The sequence below is a fragment of the Herbaspirillum sp. C9C3 genome (assembly GCF_013359625.1).
In the GTDB taxonomy this organism is placed as follows: Bacteria; Pseudomonadota; Gammaproteobacteria; order Burkholderiales; family Burkholderiaceae_D; genus Herbaspirillum.
Window position 1 is genome coordinate 12,564 of record NZ_JABFMQ010000022.1, and the last position, 14,252, is coordinate 26,815.

At 63.7% G+C, this 14,252-nt stretch carries 15 protein-coding genes; 5 read left to right on the plus strand and 10 right to left on the minus strand.

Going from position 1 to position 14,252, the window contains the following annotated elements; all coding sequences use genetic code 11:
* Nucleotides 1-10: 10 nt before the first annotated feature.
* Nucleotides 11-823 carry an IclR family transcriptional regulator domain-containing protein gene (locus HNO82_RS17690; protein WP_175344609.1) on the plus strand — a complete coding sequence of 271 codons (813 nt, stop codon included), beginning with the start codon at nt 11-13 and terminating at the stop codon, nt 821-823.
* 21 nt (nt 824-844) lie between these two features.
* Here HNO82_RS17690 and nfsB read toward each other — a convergent pair whose 3' ends face one another.
* Nucleotides 845-1,498, minus strand: a complete 654-nt coding sequence (gene nfsB, locus HNO82_RS17695) for an oxygen-insensitive NAD(P)H nitroreductase (RefSeq protein WP_175344610.1) — start codon at nt 1,496-1,498, stop codon at nt 845-847.
* A 196-nt stretch (nt 1,499-1,694) separates the two neighbouring features.
* Here nfsB and HNO82_RS17700 point away from each other — a divergent pair, with 196 nt between their 5' ends.
* Nucleotides 1,695-2,600, plus strand: coding sequence for a LysR family transcriptional regulator (locus HNO82_RS17700; protein WP_175344611.1), 906 nt, complete (start codon nt 1,695-1,697; stop codon nt 2,598-2,600).
* 12 nt (nt 2,601-2,612) lie between these two features.
* Here the strand turns inward: HNO82_RS17700 and HNO82_RS17705 are convergent, their stop codons facing one another.
* The 7 genes from HNO82_RS17705 to HNO82_RS17735 form a co-directional block, all read right to left on the minus strand.
* Complete coding sequence (locus HNO82_RS17705; RefSeq protein WP_175344612.1) at nt 2,613-3,569, minus strand: DMT family transporter; 957 nt, start codon at nt 3,567-3,569, stop codon at nt 2,613-2,615.
* 328 nt (nt 3,570-3,897) lie between these two features.
* Complete coding sequence (locus HNO82_RS17710; protein WP_175344639.1) at nt 3,898-5,478, minus strand: methyl-accepting chemotaxis protein; 1,581 nt, start codon at nt 5,476-5,478, stop codon at nt 3,898-3,900.
* Nucleotides 5,479-5,670: 192 nt separating this feature from the next.
* Entirely contained in the window at nt 5,671-7,095 is a 1,425-nt protein-coding gene (hydA, locus tag HNO82_RS17715; RefSeq protein WP_175344613.1) for a dihydropyrimidinase, read from the minus strand.
* Between the two features lie 101 nt (nt 7,096-7,196).
* The gene (locus HNO82_RS17720; protein WP_008331712.1) at nt 7,197-7,925 is read right to left on the minus strand and encodes a maleate cis-trans isomerase family protein; all 729 of its coding nucleotides are present in this window, start codon (nt 7,923-7,925) and stop codon (nt 7,197-7,199) included.
* Nucleotides 7,926-7,936: 11 nt separating this feature from the next.
* Nucleotides 7,937-8,728: an ABC transporter ATP-binding protein gene (locus HNO82_RS17725; RefSeq protein WP_008331714.1), complete on the minus strand. Its 792-nt coding sequence runs from the start codon at nt 8,726-8,728 to the stop codon at nt 7,937-7,939.
* Nucleotides 8,729-8,773: 45 nt separating this feature from the next.
* On the minus strand, nt 8,774-9,589 hold the full coding sequence (locus HNO82_RS17730; protein ID WP_008331731.1) for an ABC transporter permease: 816 nt from the start codon (nt 9,587-9,589) through the stop codon (nt 8,774-8,776).
* A 28-nt stretch (nt 9,590-9,617) separates the two neighbouring features.
* The gene (locus HNO82_RS17735; RefSeq protein WP_008331733.1) at nt 9,618-10,658 is read right to left on the minus strand and encodes an ABC transporter substrate-binding protein; all 1,041 of its coding nucleotides are present in this window, start codon (nt 10,656-10,658) and stop codon (nt 9,618-9,620) included.
* 361 nt (nt 10,659-11,019) lie between these two features.
* Here HNO82_RS17735 and HNO82_RS17740 point away from each other — a divergent pair, with 361 nt between their 5' ends.
* Nucleotides 11,020-11,784, plus strand: a complete 765-nt coding sequence (locus HNO82_RS17740; protein WP_008331734.1) for a GntR family transcriptional regulator — start codon at nt 11,020-11,022, stop codon at nt 11,782-11,784.
* A gap of 86 nt (nt 11,785-11,870) precedes the next feature.
* Complete coding sequence (locus tag HNO82_RS17745) at nt 11,871-12,665, plus strand: enoyl-CoA hydratase (protein ID WP_008331737.1); 795 nt, start codon at nt 11,871-11,873, stop codon at nt 12,663-12,665.
* On the opposite strand, the gene HNO82_RS17750 is transcribed toward HNO82_RS17745, so the two are convergent.
* Nucleotides 12,666-12,911, minus strand: coding sequence for a hypothetical protein (locus tag HNO82_RS17750; RefSeq protein ID WP_175344614.1), 246 nt, complete (start codon nt 12,909-12,911; stop codon nt 12,666-12,668).
* A 31-nt stretch (nt 12,912-12,942) separates the two neighbouring features.
* Between HNO82_RS17750 and HNO82_RS17755 the strand changes: the two genes are divergently transcribed.
* Nucleotides 12,943-13,515, plus strand: coding sequence for a hypothetical protein (locus tag HNO82_RS17755; protein ID WP_175344615.1), 573 nt, complete (start codon nt 12,943-12,945; stop codon nt 13,513-13,515).
* A gap of 18 nt (nt 13,516-13,533) precedes the next feature.
* Here the strand turns inward: HNO82_RS17755 and HNO82_RS17760 are convergent, their stop codons facing one another.
* Nucleotides 13,534-14,244: a response regulator gene (locus HNO82_RS17760; RefSeq protein WP_008331741.1), complete on the minus strand. Its 711-nt coding sequence runs from the start codon at nt 14,242-14,244 to the stop codon at nt 13,534-13,536.
* Nucleotides 14,245-14,252 lie beyond the last annotated feature (8 nt).

The following is a 14,252-nucleotide window of genomic DNA, read 5'->3' on the forward strand; positions in this document are numbered from 1 at the left end:
GGGGTCAGCGATGAGCGAACGGGAGAAGATCGACTTGCCGGAAGACAGCAGCGAGGCTGGCGAGGGCGGCCTGGCCCGGCGCGACTGGATTGCCGGACTGGAGAAGGGATTGCTGATCCTGGAAGCCTTCGACTACGACAACCAGCGCATGACCTCGGCGCAGGTGGCCGCACGCACGGGCCTCTCACGCACCGCCGCGCGACGTTATCTGCTCACGCTGGAACACCTGGGCTACCTGCACAGCGAAGGCAAGACCTTCGCCCTCACGCCCCGGGTGCTGAAAGTGGGCTGGTCGTATTTCGATTCGGCGCCGCTGCCGCGCATCCTGCAACCGCATCTCCAGCAGATCACCGGGCAGACCGGCGAGGCCGTCTATGCCAGCGTGCTCGATGGCTGGGACCTGGTCTTCATCGCCCGCAACGGCACCACGCGGGTGATGACCACCGGCTTCGTGCTGGGCGCACGGGTACCGGCACAACTGGCCTCACCGGGCATCGTGATGCTCGGTGCCCTGCCCGAACAGCAGGTGCGCGACTGGCTGGCCACCTGTGCCATGACGCCCTTCACGCCCCACACCATCACCGATCCGGATCGCCTCTACGAGCTGATCGCGCAGGCACGCCAGCAGGGTTATGCCCTGGTGGAGCAGCAATTGCAGACGGGAGTACGCGGCATTGCGGTGCCGCTCAAGAATCGCCATGCCAAGGTGGTGGGTGCGCTCAGCCTGAGCTTCCCGCTGGCGGTGGAATCGCAGGAACAGACGCTGGCGCGCGTGCTGCCCGCCTTGCAGCAGGCAGCCAATGCGCTGATCCATCAGGTGTGAGGGACCAGCGCGTGATGCCGGTTACAGATCAGTGAAGACGGTCTCCGCAGCCAGGCGCGACTTCGGCAGTTTGGCATTGAAGTCATCGGCACCGCTGTAGCCCAGGCCGACCAGCACGACGCTGGTGAAACCCTTCTCGCGCAGGCCCAGTTCCTCATCCAGCACCTTGGCATTGAAACCTTCCATCGGCACGGCATCCACTTCCAGTTCGGCCGCGCCCAAGAGCAGCGTGCCCAGCGCCAGGTAGACCTGCTTTTCCATCCAGTGCTGGGCATCCTTCAATTCATAGCGATGCAGGTTGCTGTAGAGCAGGCGCGAGCCGTGCTGGCCGGCCTTGGCCTCGGCATTGGCGAAGCGGCCATCGGCGTCTTCTTTCTCCAGCACGGCGTCGAGGTGCGGCTCGCTGATGGCGGTGCGGGCGCACAGCACCAGCACGTGCGAGGCGTTTAGGATCTTGGGCAGGTTGTAGGGATGACCGGCTTCGGCGGCCTTGCCGATGCGGGCCTTGGCGGCATCAGTGCAAGCCACCACGAAATGCCAGGGCTGCGAATTTACCGACGATGGTGCCAGGCGCAGCAGCTCGCGCAGTTCGGCGATGATGTTCTCGGGGACCTTGCGGCTGGGATCGAAGGCTTTGGTGGAGTGACGTTTGCGGGCGGCTTGGAGCAGGCTCATGGGGTTTCCTTGCGTTTAATGGTGGTGGCGTTGAGCATTAAAGCGCGCTTAATGCTCATGAATTGGCGAGTGCGGCTTGCGTGACATCATCGGGCAGGATGCGGTTTCAACAAAGCCGAGCGGGACAGAAACATTTTCAAAAAATAATTGAAAGTAGAATGAGGACTTCGATCCTCCTTGTTCAACATTGCCGCTCATGATTCGTCTGGAAGACCTCGCCATCTTCGTCTGTGCCGCCGACAACGGCAGCCTCTCCGCCGCCGCCCGCCAGCACGATGTCACCCCTGCGGTGGCCAGTGCCGCCATGAAGCGCCTCGAAGGCGAACTCGGCGCACGCCTGCTGGCGCGCTCCACGCGCAGTCTGCGTCTGACGCCCGATGGCGAACGCTACCTGCAATACGCCCGCAACGTGCTGGCCGAAATCAATGCCGGACGCGACGCCGTGGCCCACGGCAGGCGCGTGGTCGGCGGCAACCTGTCGCTGTCGGTGCCCTCGGATTTCGGGCGCAACCTGATGTGCCAGTGGCTCGATGAATTCCAGGCCCAGCATCCGGCGGTGAGCCTGCAGGTGCGCATCAGCGATCGCGTGGCCGACATGTTCCGCCAGCCGGTGGAGGTGGCCATCCGCTACAGCCCGCCGGAAGATTCCAGCCTGGTCGCCCTGCCCCTGGCCCCCGACAACCGCCGCGTGCTGTGCGCCTCACCCGACTATCTGGCGCGCCATGGTCGTCCGCGTACCCCGGCCGACCTGCGCCAGCACAACTGCCTGCGCTATCTGCTGTCGGACATGCTGCATTCGCAGTGGACTTTTTTCCAGGACGGCACCCCGGTACAGGTGCAGGTCAACGGCGACCGCGTCTGCGACGATGGCGAACTGGTGCACCGCTGGGCCGTGGAGGGCCGGGGCATTGCCTACAAGTCGCGGCTGGACGTGCTGGCCGACCTGCGCAACGGCAGGCTGGAAGCCCTGATGGAAGATTACGCCGGCGAGGCTTCTCCGCTGAACCTGGTCTGCACGCATCGCATGAGCCTCTCGCCCACGGTGCGCGCATTGCGTGAACTGCTCGGCGAGCGCATTGCGCGTTACCTCACCGATCGCTGAAGAGCACCTGCATCAAGCCTTGCTCAGGGTACGACGCCAGCCCGGCGCGGGCAGCGCCGGCAAGAGCAGCCCCAGGCACAGCAGCCCCATGCCCAGCAGCAGATCGGCCGAGAGCTTCTCGCCGAAGACCAGCGAGGACAAGGTCAGGCCCACCACCGGCACACCCAGCATGCAGACCGAGACCGTCACCGGCGAGAGCCGCTGGGTCATCTGCAACACGATCAGGAAAGTCAGCGCAGTGGCCAGCGGACCGGTATAGGCAATCACGCCCCAGGAGTGCGGATCGGCCAGGAAGGTCGGTGCGCCATCCACCAGCAAGGCCAGCCCGCACAGCGGCACGGCGGCCACCAGTGTCTGCCAGGGCAGGAGGTCGAAGTCCAGCTTCACGCCGGGGGTCAGCTTGATCTGCAGAATGTTCATGGCCCAGGACAGCGAGGCCGCACCCAGCATCAGGTAGCCGATCATGCTGTGCAGGTCCGCATGCAGCAGCGCCGGCAGCACGATCACCGCCATGCCTGCATAGCTGCAGACGGTGGCCAGCGATTGCCGGGTGCTCAGTTTGTGCTTCAACACCAGCGCTGCGCCGGGCACCACCCAGATCGAGGTGGCGTAGGCAATCAGCGAGGCGCGGCCCGGCATGACGAAGTGCAAGGCGCCCGTCACCAGCGCCGTGAAGAGACCCATCTGCAACACGCCCACACCAGCCACCACCGGCCACTCCTGGCGGGTCGGCAGGCGCAGCTTGCCCAGCGCGACAGCGATGGCGAAGCTGAGAATGGCAGCCGACAGGAAACGACTGGCTGCGAACCACAGCGGCGGGATGAACTGGCTGCCGAATTTCATCACCGGCCAGTTGCCGCCCCAGATGCAGATCGCCACGACCACGCAGACCAGGAAAAGCCGGCTCATCGGCTGCGGCCGGGAGGAGACAGGGCGGGCGGTGGCGGGTGCGGCAATGGCGGTGGACATCTGGGCTCCAGGAGGAAAAGGCGGAGCGCCGCAGGCCGGTAAACCGAGCCGTCCGGGGCATGCTGCAGCGCATCCAAACGGCTCTCATGGTAGAGAAGAGGCGGCAAATAGTGCTGCCGTATTTGAGGGGAGACAAGGATCTTGACAGCACTTGCTGCTGCCAAAGCACTGATCTGCAGATTATTTGTCTGCAAAGACCCATTTGGTGCAGCATGCACCACTCCGGAGCCACTGCAAGCCCATGGAAAAAGGGCGGCCTGCCGTTCCGCAGCAACCGCCCCCTTTCCGGCCGATATGAAGGTTAATGCGGGCAGGTGCCCGCCAACCCCTAGCGCACGGCCAAGCCCCCCTGCCCCTGTCGATCCAGGGTGAAGACTCCGACCAGATTGACCAGCTTTTCCGCCTGCTCCTGGAGCGACTGTGCGGCAGCGGCGGCCTGTTCCACCAGGGCGGCGTTCTGCTGGGTGGTTTCATCCATCTGGGTGATGGCTTCTCCGACCTGTTCGATGCCGGCGCTCTGTTCGTGGCTGGCGGTGGCGATCTCGCTGACCACGGTGGAGACACCCTGGATGCTGGCCACCACTTCCTGCATGGTCTGCCCGGCCTGCTGGACCAGGTGGGTCCCGGTATCGACCTTGCCTACCGAATCGTCGATCAACTGCTTGATCTCCTTGGCGGCGGCGGCCGAGCGCTGGGCCAGCGAGCGCACTTCCGAAGCCACCACGGCAAAGCCGCGCCCCTGCTCACCGGCGCGGGCCGCTTCCACCGCAGCGTTCAGCGCCAGGATATTGGTCTGGAAGGCGATACCGTCGATGACGCTGATGATGTCCACGATCTTGCGCGAGGAGGCATTGATGGAGGCCATGGTCTGCACCACCTGCCCCACCACTTCACCGCCCTGGATCGCCACCTTGGCCGCACCCGAAGCCAGTTGGTTGGCGTGCTGGGCGTTGGCGGCGTTCTGCCTGACGGTGGAGGTCAGTTCTTCCATGGCCGAGGCGGTCTCTTCGAGCGAACCGGCCTGTTGCTCGGTACGGTTGGAGAGGTCCATGTTGCCGTTGGCGATTTCATCGACCGAGGTCTTGATGGACACGGTCGCCCCCTTGATGCCTTGCACGGTCTGAACCAGGCGATCGCGCGTATAGGCCACGGCCGCCACCAGGCTGTGCTGGTCGCCGCTGCTGGTGCGGATGCTGCCGGTGAGGTCACCGGCGGCGATCTTGCGCGCCATCGCGGCGGCTTCGGAGGGCTCGCCGCCGATGGAGCGGAAGATATTGCGCGAGACCAGGCCGGCGATAATGGACAGCAGCACGCCCAGCGCAATGAGCACCACCACGGCCTGCACGAGAGCGCGACGGAAGTCGGCCTCGATGTCATCGGAATAGACGCTGCAGATCAGGTCCCAATTCCAGGGCTTGAAACGCTTGACGAAGCCCATCTTGGGGCTGGGCTTGTCGCTGCCCGGGCGCGGCCACCAGTATTGAAGAAAACCCTTGCCGCTCGGCGAAGCGCCGGCGGCGGCGATCATCTTGTAGAGTTCGTTGCCCTTGGCATCCTTGAAGGAGAGCATGTTGCGGCCATCGAGCTTGGTGTTGATGGGGTGCATGACGATGGTGGAATCGGCCCCCACCAGGGTGACGTAGCCGTCGCCCGTATAGCGCTGGTCGCGGATGCGGGCGATGGCGCCCTGTTGCGCCTCGGCGCGGGAGAGCTTGCCGTCGGCCTCCAGTTTGGCGAAGCCGGCCACGGTGGTATAGGCCATTTCGGTCACGTCCTCCAGCCCGCGCTGGCGTTCGGCGATCTGCAGGTCACGGGTCTGGTAGGCATGCCAGATGGAGAGGAACAGCAAGGCCATCCAGGAGAACACCAGGGGTAGCCAGAGTTTTTTCTTCAGCGAGAGTCGATTCATCATGAGCGTGGAGGCGTGGTCGTTATCGGAAAGGGCGAAACAGACGTCATTGGCGGGAATGACACGACCACGCAGCCCCAGCTTGCCGCCAGGCAATCCATGGCGATCCTCCCCCCATGCAGATTACGGCTTGCGACACGCACACTAAAGGCCAAACTGACAATTAATCGATAAATTGTTTATAAATTCTTGCTAGCCAGGAATTTGCACCTTGGGCCGGGCCGGATCCGGCAAGCCGCAGGGCAGGAATTGCCCGCGCCCCGGCGTCCCCAGCACCTTGCCATCACGCCACACAATCTCGCCGCGCGAGATCGTCAGCACCGGCCAGCCGGTCAGCGGCATGCCTTCATAGGGCGTGTAGTCCACATCGTGATGCAGCATGCTGTTGCGCACCGTGACCTGGCGGTGCGGGTCCCAGATGGCGATATCGGCATCGCTGCCAATGGCGATGGTGCCCTTGCGCGGATAGAGGCCATACATCTTGGCCGGGTCGGTGGCGGTCAGCGCCACGAAACGATTGAGATCGATACGGCCCTTGCCCACGCCTTCGGAGAACAGGATGGGCATGCGTGTCTCCAGCCCCGGCGTGCCATTGGGGATGTAGCGGAACGGCACTTCCTGCCCGCCCGGTTTCTTGCCTTGCGCATCCTCGTAGCGGAACGGCGCATGGTCCGAGGAAAACACCGTGAACAAGCCACTGGCCAGGCCATCCCAGACATATTGCTGGTTGGCCTTGTCGCGCGGCGGCGGGCTGCAGACGCACTTGGCACCGTGGTAGCCGTCATCGAGGTGCTCGGCCGTCAGCACCAGGTATTGCGGGCAGGTCTCGGCATGGATGCGCAGGCCGTGACCGTGCGCCCAGCGGATCTGCTCGATGGCTTCGCGGCCGGAGACATGCACGATCAGGATGGGCACGTCCACCAGTTCGGACAGGGCGATGGCGCGATGCGTGGCCTCGCGTTCCACCATCATCGGCCGCGAATGGGCGTGGTATTTGGGCGCGGTCAGCCCGGCTTCTTCCAGCTGCTCGGTGAGCCAGCCGATGCAGTCGGCATTTTCCGCATGCACCATGACCAGGGCCCCTTCCCGGCGCGCCAGCGCCAGCAGGTCGAGGATCTGGCGGTCATTGAGCTTGAGATCGTCATAGGTCATGTAGATCTTGAAGGAGGTGTAGCCCTCGCGCACCAGTTGCGGCAACTCGTTCCTGAGGACCTCTTCGCTGGGGTCGCTGACAATCATGTGGAAGGCATAATCGATCACCGCCTTGCCCTCGGCGCGGCGATGGTAATCCTCCACCGCCGCGCGCAAGGAACCGCCCTTGGCCTGCGCCGCGAACGGGATGACCGTGGTGGTGCCACCGCAGGCAGCGGAAATGGTGCCGCTGCGAAAATCGTCGGCCATGCGCAGCCCCTCTTCCATCGGCTGGTCCAGATGGCAATGCGCATCCACGCCGCCGGGCAGCACCAGCTTGCCGCTGGCATCGATCTCGTCACGGCCGGGCGGCAGTCCGCGTCCCAGCATGGCGACCTTGCCGTCCTTGATGCCGACGTCGCACTGCATGATGTCGGAGGCGGTCGCCACGGTACCGTTGCGGATCACCAGGTCAAAGCTGTCCATCTGTATTCCTTTCCAACAAGCGTGTATCACCCCGCGCCGCCGGCAACAGCCGGTGCGTCAGTCAAGGGAGGTAGAAGAAATTGCCGCAGCGGCGGCCAGCGCTAGCGCACGTCGCGGAACAGGCTGCCCCAGCCGCGAATGCGCGAAGGATCGGCACCGGCCTGTTGCAGTGATTTCCAGACCACGGTGGAGATGGTGTCGTAGATCGGGATGCCGACCTCGCGCTCCAGCTCTTCCACCAACGGAGCACCGCGCAGGTTGGTGCAGAAGATGGTGATGGCCTGCGGCTTGTCCCTGGCGACTTCGCGGACCATGGCACGCAGTTCGTCGGCACTGACTTCGGAGAAAGAGAAATTGTCCTGCTTGCGCAGGTGGCGTTCTGACACGCACTCCAGCCCCGAGGCTGCGTAGTTCTTGATGATGGCGGCCTGCACCTCGTCCAGATAAGGCGTGACCAGACCGAAACGCTTCACGCCGGTGATGTCGAAGATTTCGTTCAAGGCCAGCACCGACGTGCAGGCCGCAATGCCGGTGGCGTCGGTGATGCGACGGCACAGGCGTTCATCGGCATCGAAACCCAGCCAGCCCGAGGAGGTGCCATTCCAGGCGATGCTGCCGACCTTGGCATGCGAGAGCAGTTCGGCGGCGCGCAGGATCTCGCTGTCGTCGAACTGCGCCAGGGCCTGATTGGACAGCGCGATCTCGGTCACCCGAAAACGTCCGAAATGCGCACTGGCCTCGGGGATGTCGGCCAGCATGGCGGTGGTGACCGGCTCCAGCGTGGTGTTGGAGGACGGCGTGAGCATACCGAGCAGAGTACGTGGGATCATGAGATTTCCTTTCAGGCTGCCAGCAGGGCAGCGTCGGCATGGGCCAGCGCCGATTCCTCGCGGATCAGGCTCAGCACGTGGCGCTTGTATTGGTTGAATTCGGGCGTGGTGGTATCACGCGGACGCGGCAGGTCGATGTCGATCAGCTCGCGCATGCGACCGGGCCGGTGCGTCATCACCGCTACCTTGGTGGCCAGGATCAGCGCTTCATCCACGCTGTGGGTAACGAAGACGATGGTGCCCTCGTAGCGCTGCCACAGGGCCACCAGTTCTTCCTGCATTTCCATCTTGGTCTGCGCATCGAGTGCGGCGAAGGGTTCGTCCATCAGGATCACCGAGGGATTTTGCAGCAGTGCGCGGGCAATCCCCACGCGCTGCGCCATGCCTCCCGAGAGTTCGCTCGGATAGTGATTCTCGAAACCCTTGAGCTTGACCGTCTCGATGAAAGGCTGTGCCGCCGCACGTCGTTGGGCGGCACTCTTGCCTTGCAGCTTGAGCGAGAAGGCGACGTTGTCCCAGACCGGCAACCAGGGCATCAGGTTGGCCTGCTGGAACACCATGCCGCGATCCGCGCCGGGACCGGTGATGGGCTTGCCGGCCACGGTCACCACGCCACTGGTGGGAAACTCAAAGCCGGCGATCATGTTCAACAGCGTCGACTTGCCACAGCCGGAGGGACCGAGCAGGCAGAGGAATTCCTTCTTTTCCAGGCGCAGGCTCACGTGGTCGATGGCCAGCATGTCGGTGCCGCGCTTGCGGTCCTTGAAGACCTTGACGATATCGTTGAGTTCGATGAATGCCATGATGCGATGTCCTTGATCGTTGATGAACAGCCCGAGGCCGTCTTTTCAGCCCTTGCCCTGCACGGTAGCCACGTGCTGCCAGCGCAGCATGGAGTGCATGATCTGCTTGAGGATCCAGTCCGCCAGGAAACCCAGCAGGCCGATGCTGATCATGGCCGCGATCACCAGGTCATAGCGCAGGAAGTAATACGAATCCCACAGCGCATAGCCCAGCCCGCTCTTGACGGCCACCATCTCGGCAGTCACCGTCAACATCCAGGCACTGCCGATGCCGATACGCAGGCCGGCAAAGATGCTGGGCATGGCCGCCGGCAGGATCACGAAGCGCAGCAGCTGGCTCTGTTTTGCGCCGGCCATGGCGGCTGCGCGCAGCAGGTTGCGGTCGGCGGTTTTGACGCCATGGACGGTATTCATCAGGATCGGGAAGAAAGCCCCCAGGAACACCAGGAAGATGGCCGGCTTGTTGGCGATACCGAACCAGATGATGGCCAGCGGAATCCATGACACCGGGGGAATCGGCCGCAGCATCTGCACCGTCGGTTCGATGGTGCGTTCGACCCAGCGCCACCAGCCGATGGCCACACCCAGCGCGATGCCCGAGACCGCCGCGATGAGGTAGCCTGCCGTCACGCGCAGGCAGCTGGCCATGGCGTCGTAGATCCATTTGCCGCTGCTGTCCTGGGCCGCTTCATTGAAGCCGAAAATCCAGTCCATCCAGGTCACGAACACCCGCGAGGGTGCCGGTAACAGCGCGGGCGGAATCACGCCCGAGCGGGAGAAGGCCTCCCAGAACAAGACCAGCAACAGCGGCACCGCAAAGCGCCACTTGGCTTCCGACAGGGATTGCTTCCATCCGCTCATGATGATTCCTTTGGGGCCAGATCGTGGATCAATAACCGAGTTCGGTCTTGGGCTTGCCGGTCACGCTCATCAGGAAGCTGTAGTCCATGTTCTTCTCGGCCAGGGCAGAGACATCGCTGGAGACGTATCGCAGGTCCTTCATCATCACGGCGATGGCCTTGGTCTGGGTGCGGTACATGCGATAGTCGGGATAGGCGTTCTTGAGCGCCTCGGTGGCGATCTTGGCATCCAGCCCGGTGCCCTTGACGATGCTGTTGATCCAGCCCTGCTTGTCCTTCTGCAGCCCGTCGACCAGCCTGACCACCGCCGCCACGGTCTCCTTGACCTCGGCCGGATGCTCCTTGATGACATCCGAACGCGTGACGATCAGGTTGGTCAGTCGCCCGGCCGCCTGGTCATAGGGATAGGCAAAATGCTTGCCAACCCCGGTCATGCGGATCTGCGAAGCGAAGGGCTCGACCGAGCAGATCAGCTCGACCTCGCCGCGCGCGAGTGCGGCGGCGTGGTCGGACGGGTTGGGGATGTTGACGAACTGGACGTCCTTGGAGGGATCGATGCCATGGCCGGCCAGTTCGCCCCGCATGTGCAGGTCCTGGGCATTGCCACGCGAGGCTGCGATGCGGAAGGGCTTGCCCTCGGCCTTGTATTGCGCAATCAGCTTCTTGAGACCGGCCCAGTCATCCGAGGCCAGCGTGCTGTCCTTGCCCACCAGCATCTCCGAGCCACCATTGACCTGGCCCGACACCGCCACCAGGTCGAAGCCCTTGTCCAGACCGCTGACATAGGCCAGGTAAGTCACCTGGGCGATGTCCACGCTCTTGGAGACCAAGGCCGTGAGGGCATCGCTGCCGGCGGTGAAGTTGATGCCCTCGATGTCCACGTTCTGCGCCAGCGCCGGCACCATGGCCATGGACATGCAGTGCGCACACTTGGCATAGGCCAGCTTGATCTTGGGCTTGGCCTGGGCCATGGCCGAACCGGCACCCAGAGCACTGCAGGCCAGCAGGGTGGCCAGGGCGGCAGCCTTGAAGAACAGGCCGGAGGGGGACTTGCGGACTTGCTGTTGCATGGTTTTCTCCCAGGTGGACAATCGAAACAGGCTATTTTGTGACAATTTGATTTTCTATTGCCACCGTTTATGCAAAGCCTGTGCCAGCCCGAAAAGCGCGCTCGCAGACGGCGAGAATTCTTCTTGAAGAGCCTTTGTAGCGGCCTTATCGGAATGTCTTTCCACTCTGCATTGCCGACCGACAATCCCGACGGGCGCACCAAAGGAAGCCGATTGCACCATCGCGACAAGAAAAACGCCCCACCAAAGTGCAACATTTCACAGTCATTTTTGTACGCCTAATTTTATTATTTTGTGACAATCAATCCCCACAATTTTCCGCTATCATGGCGGGCAAATCCCAGTCATCCCATGAGAGAACATGCGCCCGACTCCCGCCAGCAGCCCCCGCAAGAAACCCGGCAAGCACGAGCATCCGGACACCAGCCCGCTCCCGGGTCAGGCCTTGAGCGTGCGACCGCTGGCCGGTGATGCCATCTATGAACGCATCGTCGGCGCCATCATGGAACACCGTCTCACGCCCGGCACCAAGCTGGTGGAGGAGAAGCTGGCCGGCATCTTCGGCGTGAACCGCACGCGGGTGCGCGAGGTGCTGGCGCGGCTGGCGCATGAGGGCCTGATCACGACCATTCCCAACCGTGGCGCCTTCGTCGCCAGCCCGACGCCGGAGGAAGCCCGCAACATCTTCGCCGCGCGCCGCATGCTGGAGCCTGCCCTGCTACGCCACCTGTGCGAGCACACCCGGCCCGAGCACATCGCGCTGTTGCGTGCGCATGTGGCCGAGGAAGCGCAGGCGCGCGCCAGCAACGACCGGCGCGCCATCATCCGGCTCTCGGGGGAATTCCACATCCGTATTGCCGACATGGTGGACAACCCGGTGATGAGCAAGATGATGCGTGAGCTGGCCTCGCTGACCTGCCTCATCATCGTGCTGTACGACTCCCCGACCGTGCCGGCCTGCACCCATGATGACCACGGCGACATCATCGACGCCATCTCCGCCGGTCGCACGGAAAAGGCGGTGGCCACCATGCTGGCACACCTGCACCACATCGAGAGCGTGCTCGACATGTCCGCCCCCCAGGGTGAGGACGAAGACCTGGAGGCGCTGCTGGGCATGGTGTAGGGGCTGCATCGAAGCAGCGCTTGAGGTAGTCTTCCGGGAGGCCCGGCGATGACATGACACGGGCGCCCCCATTCGGAGACCACACCATGCAAGAGACAAGCCAGGACCTGCTGCTGCGCCACGACCAGCACGGCATCACCACGCTCACCCTGAACCGGCCGGCACAATTCAATGCTCTCTCCGACGCCATGCTGGCGGCCTTGCAGGCGCAGCTCGATGCGCTGGCGCAAGATACGCAGGTACGCTGCGTGATTCTGGCTGCCCAGGGGCGCGCCTTCTGCGCCGGCCACGACCTGCGCGAAATGCGCGCCACCCCCGAGCAGGCTTGCTACCGGCAATTGTTTGACCGCTGCAGCCGTCTGATGCAGTCGCTGCGGGCGTTGCCGGTCCCGGTCATCGCCAAGGTGCAGGGGCTGGCCACGGCCGCCGGCTGCCAGCTGGTGGCCAGCTGTGACCTGGCGGTGGCGTCCGACCAGGCGCGCTTTGCGGTATCGGGCATCAATGTGGGCCTCTTCTGTTCCACCCCGGCGGTGGCCTTGACGCGCAACCTGCCGATCAAGCGGGCTTTCGAGATGCTTGTTACCGGCAGGTTCATCGATGCGACCACAGCAGAGCAGTGGGGGCTCATCAATCAAGTGGTGCGGGCCGATGAGCTCGACGCCGCCACCGAGGCGCTGGCTCGCGAGATCTGCAGCAAGCCTGCCGTCTCGATTGCGCGCGGCAAGGCCATGGTGTATCGCCAGCAGATGATGGCGCTGCCGGATGCGTATGCCCATGCTGCCGAGGTGATGGCCTGCAACATCATGGATGCCGAGGCGATGGAGGGGATACAGGCGTTTCTGGAGAAGCGTGCGCCCAACTGGCCCGGACGGGGGGATTGATCAGATTTTCATCAGATACCAGAGACGGGCTGTATCGTCCGGGATCAGATGGTTGCAGACGCAAAGAAAACACTGTGGGGCCATATGCAGGGAAAAATCGGCCACGCCAAACAATAAAGAAAAGTTAGAACCCATTTCATCAACAGGCCCCAGGTTCATATCGTCCTGGAGCCACCCTCGGGCAGTCCCTGACTCAAGCCCCGGTCGGGCTGGACAATCGGTCAGGCTGACGGCAAGATGCGGCATCCTCACTCCTGCCCTTCACGCCGAGCTGCCCATGCAAGCCGATTACGCCACCATCCTGCAATGGATCTACCTGTTCAATTCCCTGGCCCTGGCCCAGCTGGCTCTGAAGCAACTGGGCCGGCGACGCAAGGCGCGCACACTGGAGCAAGGCTTCCGCGCCGCCCGGACCGCAGAATGGCGCAACACGGCGCCGGACTTCATGAACGCGCGCCTGGGCCCGCCCCACGCTCAGCAGGCGCGCGAGGATGGCACCACGCTGTACCGCTGGCGTGGTGAGCGCCACTGGCTGGATGCACTGTACCGTGACGGTCGATGCGAGAGCGTGGACATCTCCGATCATCTGGAAGAAAGCTTCCCCACCGTCAATACCTACTTCAACTGCGCGGTGCTGGCTGCGCTGGCCTGCGCCTGGAAGTTCTCGGGACTGGCCGATGCACCGGACCTGGAAGTCACTGCGGCCGGCAAGCAATACCTGGCCAATTTCATCGTCTTCGTGGCCGGGGCCTGGCTGCTTTCCTTCGTGCTCAAGCGCCACCGCCTGCTGCTCAACCTGGGCTGCATCGGGATGGTCGGTCTGGCGCTGCCGCTGCTGAACTGGCCCTGATCCGTCAGCGATGGCCGCTCATTCGGCTACCACGTCGGCCAGCCGGTAACCCACGCCGATCTCGGTGAGGATGTGCACCGGCTGGGCTGCATCCTGCTCCAGCTTCTGGCGCAGGCGCTGCATGTAGATGCGCAGGTAATGACCATCTTCCGCATGCGAAGGTCCCCAACCGGCCACCAGCAATTGGCGGTGCGTGATGACCCGTCCGGCGTCGCGCAGGAGCGTAGACAGCAGGCGGTATTCGATCTGCGTCAGATGCAGCGCCTCGCCATTGCGCGTCACGCTGCGGGCCGGCAAGTCCACCATCACCTCACCCAGCCGGTAGCGGCCACTGGACTGGCCAGCGCCTGAAGCGCGCGCGTGGCGACGCAACTGCGCGCGCATGCGGGCCAGCAGCTCGGGCATGCCGAAGGGCTTGACGAGATAGTCGTCGGCACCGGCGTCGAGGGCTTCCACTTTTTCCGATTCCTGGGTGCGCGCCGAGAGGATCACGATGGGCACGCTGCTCCAGTTGCGGATCTCGCTGACGACCTGCTTGCCATCGCCATCGGGCAGGCCGAGGTCGAGGATGATCAGGTCGGGCTTGCGGGTGCCGGCTTCGGTGACGCCTTCGCGCGCGCTCTTGGCTTCGTGGACGATGAAGCCCTCCTGTTCGAGCGCACTCCTGACCAGCTTGCGGATATGCGGATCATCTTCGATGAAGACGATGTTGCCTGCGTGTTCTTGCATGGGGTGTC

Excerpts from the sequence above, each read along its gene's own strand:
- HNO82_RS17705 (WP_175344612.1), bottom strand. The coding sequence starts at position 3,569 with ATGTCCACCGCCATTGCCGCACCCGCCACCGCCCGCCCTGTCTCCTCC.
- HNO82_RS17690 (WP_175344609.1), top strand. The coding sequence starts at position 11 with ATGAGCGAACGGGAGAAGATCGACTTGCCGGAAGACAGCAGCGAGGCT.
- HNO82_RS17745 (WP_008331737.1), top strand. The coding sequence starts at position 11,871 with ATGCAAGAGACAAGCCAGGACCTGCTGCTGCGCCACGACCAGCACGGC.
- HNO82_RS17750 (WP_175344614.1), bottom strand. The coding sequence starts at position 12,911 with ATGCCGCATCTTGCCGTCAGCCTGACCGATTGTCCAGCCCGACCGGGG.
- HNO82_RS17740 (WP_008331734.1), top strand. The coding sequence starts at position 11,020 with ATGCGCCCGACTCCCGCCAGCAGCCCCCGCAAGAAACCCGGCAAGCAC.
- HNO82_RS17755 (WP_175344615.1), top strand. The coding sequence starts at position 12,943 with ATGCAAGCCGATTACGCCACCATCCTGCAATGGATCTACCTGTTCAAT.
- HNO82_RS17735 (WP_008331733.1), bottom strand. The coding sequence starts at position 10,658 with ATGCAACAGCAAGTCCGCAAGTCCCCCTCCGGCCTGTTCTTCAAGGCT.
- nfsB (WP_175344610.1), bottom strand. The coding sequence starts at position 1,498 with ATGAGCCTGCTCCAAGCCGCCCGCAAACGTCACTCCACCAAAGCCTTC.
- HNO82_RS17730 (WP_008331731.1), bottom strand. The coding sequence starts at position 9,589 with ATGAGCGGATGGAAGCAATCCCTGTCGGAAGCCAAGTGGCGCTTTGCG.
- HNO82_RS17720 (WP_008331712.1), bottom strand. The coding sequence starts at position 7,925 with ATGATCCCACGTACTCTGCTCGGTATGCTCACGCCGTCCTCCAACACC.
- HNO82_RS17760 (WP_008331741.1), bottom strand. The coding sequence starts at position 14,244 with ATGCAAGAACACGCAGGCAACATCGTCTTCATCGAAGATGATCCGCAT.
- HNO82_RS17700 (WP_175344611.1), top strand. The coding sequence starts at position 1,695 with ATGATTCGTCTGGAAGACCTCGCCATCTTCGTCTGTGCCGCCGACAAC.
- HNO82_RS17725 (WP_008331714.1), bottom strand. The coding sequence starts at position 8,728 with ATGGCATTCATCGAACTCAACGATATCGTCAAGGTCTTCAAGGACCGC.
- HNO82_RS17710 (WP_175344639.1), bottom strand. The coding sequence starts at position 5,478 with ATGAATCGACTCTCGCTGAAGAAAAAACTCTGGCTACCCCTGGTGTTC.
- hydA (WP_175344613.1), bottom strand. The coding sequence starts at position 7,095 with ATGGACAGCTTTGACCTGGTGATCCGCAACGGTACCGTGGCGACCGCC.